At 66.7% G+C, this 4,868-nt stretch carries 5 protein-coding genes and 1 pseudogene; 5 read left to right on the top strand and 1 reads right to left on the bottom strand.

The window, feature by feature from the left end:
* Positions 1 to 362, bottom strand: a 362-nt coding sequence (locus IWX65_RS17160) for a TVP38/TMEM64 family protein (RefSeq protein ID WP_196884764.1), incomplete at its 3' end; no start/stop codon positions are given.
* 96 nt (positions 363 to 458) lie between these two features.
* Between IWX65_RS17160 and IWX65_RS17165 the strand changes: the two genes are divergently transcribed.
* The 5 genes and pseudogenes from IWX65_RS17165 to IWX65_RS17185 form a co-directional block, all read left to right on the top strand.
* Positions 459 to 1,712, top strand: a complete 1,254-nt coding sequence (locus IWX65_RS17165; RefSeq protein ID WP_196884765.1) for an ABC transporter substrate-binding protein — start codon at positions 459 to 461, stop codon at positions 1,710 to 1,712.
* The gene (locus tag IWX65_RS17170) at positions 1,709 to 2,566 is read left to right on the top strand and encodes an ABC transporter permease subunit (RefSeq protein WP_196884766.1); all 858 of its coding nucleotides are present in this window, start codon (positions 1,709 to 1,711) and stop codon (positions 2,564 to 2,566) included. Before IWX65_RS17165 ends, IWX65_RS17170 begins: the two co-directional genes overlap by 4 nt.
* Positions 2,563 to 3,390: an ABC transporter permease gene (locus IWX65_RS17175; RefSeq protein ID WP_196884767.1), complete on the top strand. Its 828-nt coding sequence runs from the start codon at positions 2,563 to 2,565 to the stop codon at positions 3,388 to 3,390. Before IWX65_RS17170 ends, IWX65_RS17175 begins: the two co-directional genes overlap by 4 nt.
* Positions 3,387 to 4,433, top strand: a complete 1,047-nt coding sequence (locus IWX65_RS17180; RefSeq protein WP_196884768.1) for an ABC transporter ATP-binding protein — start codon at positions 3,387 to 3,389, stop codon at positions 4,431 to 4,433. Before IWX65_RS17175 ends, IWX65_RS17180 begins: the two co-directional genes overlap by 4 nt.
* Positions 4,434 to 4,630: 197 nt before the next feature.
* Positions 4,631 to 4,868 (top strand): annotated as a pseudogene (locus IWX65_RS17185) (hypothetical protein); the annotation flags it as partial.

Consider the following 4,868-nt stretch of genomic DNA (forward strand, 5'->3'; position numbering starts at 1 on the left):
CCGGTGAATTTCTCGACAGCGTCGCGGCCCAGGGCGCGTCCCAGCCAGAACGCCGCGGACGCACCCAGCAGCGCCGCGCAGTAGACGATCGCCAGCCCGGGGCCGAAACCGAACATCACCCCGGCGGCGATGGAGAGCACGTTCTTGGGAACAGGCGCGAGGGTCAGGGCGGCGTACCCGGCAACGAAGCCCACCGGACCCCACCAGCCGGCCCGGCCCACCAGCGTGCGCAGCCCCTCCACATCCGGGATGGGCACGGTGAGGACCACCACAGTCGCTGCCACGATGATCGCCGCCAACAGCAGGACCCGTCGGAGCGGGGTGAGGAACGGCGCGCGGCGGCGCACGTGGTCTTCGTCCATGCTCTCCCGCCATCGGCTGCCCGGCCTGGCCCGTTCGGTCGCCGGACTCGCTTCGAGGATACTGGAAACAGCATCCCCAACAGTCTAAGGACGCCCATGACCCGGCCTTCCGCCCTGGCACGACGACGCCGTCCTGCCCTGCCCGCGGCCGCAGCAGCGCTGACACTGCTGCTCACCTCATGCTCGGGAGCTACCGCCGGAGCGGCAGAAACCTTCGAGACCTTCGACGAGGTTCAGGCGGAGGCGGAGGGCCAGACCGTTGATCTGTGGATGTACGGGGGAGATGAACAGGGTAACGCTTACGTGGACGAGGTTCTCGCCCCGGCGGCCATGGAGCAGGGAGTCACCCTTCGCCGCGTGCCGATCACGGATACCCAGGACGCGGTGAACCGTGTGCTCAGTGAGCGTCAGGCAGGGCGCGACGACGGCTCGGTGGACCTGGTCTGGGTCAATGGCGCCAACTTCAGCACCGGGCGCCAGGCCGAGGCATGGCGGTGCGGGTGGACCGGCCTGCTACCGAACATGGAATATACCGACCAGGCGGACCCGCTGCTCCTCAACGACTTCGGAACCCCGGTGGAGGGGTGTGAAGCGCCCTGGCACAAAGCGCAATTCACCTTCTTCTACGATTCGGAAGCCATTACCGACCCGCCGACCTCGTTGCAGGGCATTCTGGACTGGGCCACAGCGAACCCGGGCCGGTTCACGTATCCGGCACCCCCGGACTTCACCGGCAGTGTCTTCCTCCGCGAAGTTCTCCTCAGTACCGCAGGCGGCGCCGACAAGGTGCCGCTCGAGTACAGCGAGGAGGCATTCAACGAACACGCCCCCGCAGCGCTTGAAACTCTGAACGAGGTGGCCCCCTCGCTCTGGCGCGAAGGCCGCACCTACCCGCGTGACGAGCAGGCCCTGAACACCCTCTTCGCCAACGATGAGGTGGACATCGCCATGACCTACGGGCCGGCCACGCTCACCGACCTCGTAGCCTCCGGTGCCCTACCGGAATCCACCAAGGTCCTCACACTGGATGAGGGCACGGTAGGCAACGCGAGTTTCCTCGCCATCCCGGCGAACGCCGCCGACGCTGCAGGGGCGATGGTTGTGGCCAATATCGCGCTGTCGCCGGAGCAGCAGGCAGCAAAGGCCGACCCCGAGGCATGGGGGCAGTTCACGGTGCTCGAGACCGGTCTCCTGCCCCCGGCGCAACAGGACCTATTCGAGCAGCTGCCCGAGTCCCCGATCGTGCCGGACTATGAGGAACTTTCCCGCAACGCTCACGGTGAACTTGCCGCGGAATGGGTGCCGGCGCTGGATGAGGCATGGCGTCAGGACATCGCGTCCACCCGATGAGCAGAGGCCCAGGTTCTCCCGCCACCACCGGGCGGGCGGTACTTTTCGCCTTGCCCGCGGTGCTGCCGGTTCTGGTGGTGCTCGGCGTCTCATTGACCGCGGCCGTGCTGCAGAGCCTGGGACTGATGCCCTTCATCGGACCCCCGGACCTCAGTGTCGAGGCGTTGACCGGTGACGCCGGTGAACTGGTTCGCTCGAGCGGCATCTCTCTGTACATTGCGGCTGTCGCCACTGCGCTGTCCGTGTGCATCGGCTTCCTGATCGCCGCGTACGTCCTCGCGGCTCCGCGAATGGGGCGGATCGTAGCAGGCTTGAGCGCCGCGACCATTCCCATCCCCCACCTGATCGGTGCCGGTGCCATCGGGCTGCTGCTCTCCGACAGCGGATTTCTGGAACGGCTGCTCGGCATGCCCGACGCATTTCCCGTGCTGGTCGCCGGGGACTGGTGGCTAGCCGCGATCACGGAATACGCGTGGAAGGAATCGGCGTTCGTGGCGCTGGTGGTGCTCGGCAGCATCGCACGCTCAGTCGGGGAGCTGTGTGATGCCGCCGCGACCCTCGGCGCAACCGCGGGGCAGCGCATCCTCCGGGTGGTGCTGCCACTGGCCATGCCGTCCCTGGCGGTATCGGCAGTGATCGTCTTCGTCTACACTCTCGGCTCCTACGAAGCCGTCTGGCTGCTGGGTCCCACCTCCCCGGAACCGTTACCCGTACGGGCCGTCCGGCTCTTCGGGTCCGTGGACCTGGCCGCCCGACCACAGGCCATGGCCACGGCCCTGGTGTCCGTGACCGTCAGCGCGGCCGCCATCCTCACCGGGATCCTGGTGCTACGCCGGTTGAAGGGCCTGCGGTGATTCCGGCGCTACAGCCCGCATCGGCATCGATGCGCCGGACCCTCCCCGGCGGCACACCGCTACGGATGGTCTTGGGGCTCCTGATCGTCGGATGGATCCTGCTGCCACTGGTACCGGTGCTCCTGTGGTCCGTCGCCGGTTCATGGTTTGCGCCGGCTGTCCTCCCGTCGTCGTACTCACTGCAGGGCTTCTCCGCGCTGGCCACCGCGGATGCTGCCCGCGCCGCCGCGTCCTCGCTCTACCTGGGGGCTGGGGTCGCCGTGACCGCAACACCGCTGGGCTACCTCGGAGCAATCGCTGCTCGAGAATTACCCGCTCTTCCCGGCCGAGCTGTGGAGTTGGTGCTCCTGGCGCCACTGGCCATTCCACCGTTCGCGCTGGTCATGGGCGTCAACGTCGCACTCCTGCGCCTGGCAACGCCGCCGTTCGCCGGCGTCGTCCTGGTGCTCGCGGTCACAGCCCTGCCCTACACGGCGTTCATGTTCCGCAGCGCCCTGGCAACCTACGACCATCGCTTCGAAGAGGTCGCACGCTCCCTCGGCGCAACCACCAGCCAGACAGTCCGCCATGTCCGGTTGCCCTTACTCGCCGGCGCCACAGCCCGGGCGTTCTTCCTCGCGTTCCTGGTGGGCTGGGGCGACTACATCACCACGCTGCTCATCGGCGGAGGCCAGCTCCTCACGCTGCCCATGCTGCTGGGGTCCGCTGCCTCGGCCACCGGTAATGAACAGCTCACCGCAGCACTGTCCCTGGCAATCATCGTGCCGCCGCTACTGCTGCTGGCAGCGCTCACCGTGCCCACCGGCATCTGGAGGAAGCAGTGAGTTCCAGCTTGGAATTCAAGGACATCTCGCGTTCCTTCGGGGAAACCAAGGTGCTCCACGAAGTGTCGCTGATCGTCGAACCTTCCCGCTGCGTCGCCCTGCTCGGGGCGTCAGGGAGCGGAAAATCCACGTTGCTGCGCATCGCTGCCGGACTCGACGACCCCTCGTCTGGGCGGGTGGTGGTGGATGGCGGGAATCTTGACGGCGTTCCAGCGGAGAACCGGGGTATCGCCCTGGTGTTCCAGAAACCGCTGCTCTTCCCGCACTTGAATGTGGTGGACAACGTGGCGTTCGCCGCCAGGATGACCGGACAATCGCGCAAGGATGCTCGCCGCCACGCCATGGCCTACCTTGAACTGGTGCATCTGGCGGACTTCGCACACCGCTCCGCAGGACGCCTCTCCGGCGGCCAGGAACAGCGCGTGGCCCTGGCCCGGGCGCTGGCACGAAATCCTCGCATCCTCCTACTCGATGAGCCCTTCAGCTCGCTGGACTCACGCCTGCGGGACGACATGTACTCGCTGATGGAGGACATCCGGGCCCAACTCGCCCCCACGATCGTCCTGGTGACCCACGACCGCCGGGAAGCCTCAGCCCTCGCAGACTCCATCGCTGTCCTGGACGAGGGCACGATCCTCCAGCACGGTCCCGTCGCCCAACTGCACTACCAACCAGCCACGCTGGCGGTCAACCGTATCCTGGGCGGACTCAACGCCCTTCCCGGGAACGTAACCGGCGGCATCCACCACTCCGTGCTCGGCCGGGTCCGCGTGCAACCCGGCATGACGAGCGGGCCTGCTTTCCTGGTGATGCGGCAGGAAGCGATCCGGATCGTGGCGGCAGGCGAGGGGACGGCCGTCGGATCCGTGACCGGACTGAAATCGCTGGGCGCCCACACCCTCATCCAGGTAGCCCTCGACGGTCCGAAAAGTAGGAAGTCCGAAACGTTCACGGTGGAGGTCGCCGGTGATCCGGGAGTAGTACCCGGAGACGAAGTCGGCTTGCGGCTGGGCAACGGGCAGGGGTGGGCCGTTCCCGAATGAGGTTCCTCGGCAGCGAGGGGTTGCTGGCGCCGGACCCTGGACGCACCGAGCAGGATCAGTCCCCGCACCGGTCACGGGTTCACCCTCAGGGTGCACCGGCAGCCGAAGTGTGTCCTGGATTGCAGAACTCTCATCCGAGCACGGCCTAGCGTCGTTGATATCAGTGGCGAGGTACACCCGACGAGGAAGGCAATCCAATGACTGCAGAACATAGGGCGACGACGCCCGAGGCTTCAGCTACCGGACACACTACGTCCATCCCCATGTCCATTCGGGTCGTGGCCGGAGTGGTGGGTGGCCTCGCTGGCGGTGTCGTCTTTGGAATCCTGATGGCGATGATGGGCATGCTCCCGATGATTGCTTCGCTGGTCGGTTCCACTTCCGTCGGTGTCGGATTCGCAGTTCATCTGGTGATCTCGGTCCTGATCGGACTAG

Source organism: Arthrobacter sp. CAN_A214 (assembly GCF_015751955.1).
Classification (GTDB): Bacteria; Actinomycetota; Actinomycetes; order Actinomycetales; family Micrococcaceae; genus Arthrobacter_D.